Genomic DNA, 721 nt, shown 5'->3' on the forward strand with positions numbered 1-721 from the left:
GAGCAGGTGAGCGTGTCCGTTCACAGGATTTTTAACGGTGATGTTCGGCGCGGGAGCGTTCCGGTCGCTCCAGTCAATCGCAGCCCCCTCGCGGTCAACGTCAAAAACCAGCCAGAACTGTGCATGAGGCTGGTTCTGCTGGATATACCGTGCAAGAAGCGCGCGCCCTTTGCCGGAGATACGAAGGCCGAAAGCGAGATCATCCGTGTGATAGGGACGGTGGGGTAAATTTTCTTCGAAGTATTGAAGCGCGGCGCTCATGTGTTACGATTCCTTCCAGGTTATCGACCGACATCGCCCCTGTATTTTCGTGACAGTCTTGGCGGATCGGCACGAATTTCAGGGGCGTTTGTTTTTCAGTTGGTTACACTACACCCAACGGCAAATCCTGTCGATCCTTCCCGAAAACCAGACCCATTTACCATAACTCCTCTTGTACGTACCCTCTAAAACGCTCTCAATCGCTTTCTGACGCAAAAAACTCAAAAAGACAAGATAAACCTAGGGAAAACACAAAAAACGCGTCAGAATCGTTTTTAGGGGCCTGCATAACTATGCACAAAAGCGATTAATGATCGGTTTCACCCCTTCAGAAGCGCGAACTGGTCAAAACAGCAAACTTTCTCATCCAGAAAGCCAGCTGAACTAACCCGCATGAAAACAAATTTCCAAACATATCCAGTCTGGACAACGAAATATCGACAATATAAAACATCATAAT

Annotated in this window: 1 protein-coding gene; it reads right to left on the reverse strand. The window is 48.3% G+C overall.

Going from position 1 to position 721, the window contains the following annotated elements; all coding sequences use genetic code 11:
• Positions 1-261 (reverse strand): replication initiation protein (locus tag JNB91_RS30355; protein ID WP_199371028.1); only part of this gene is annotated, 261 nt, incomplete at its 3' end.
• Positions 262-721 lie beyond the last annotated feature (460 nt).

The sequence above is a fragment of the Aliirhizobium wenxiniae genome (assembly GCF_019511445.1).
In the GTDB taxonomy this organism is placed as follows: domain Bacteria; phylum Pseudomonadota; class Alphaproteobacteria; order Rhizobiales; family Rhizobiaceae; genus Neorhizobium; species Neorhizobium wenxiniae_A.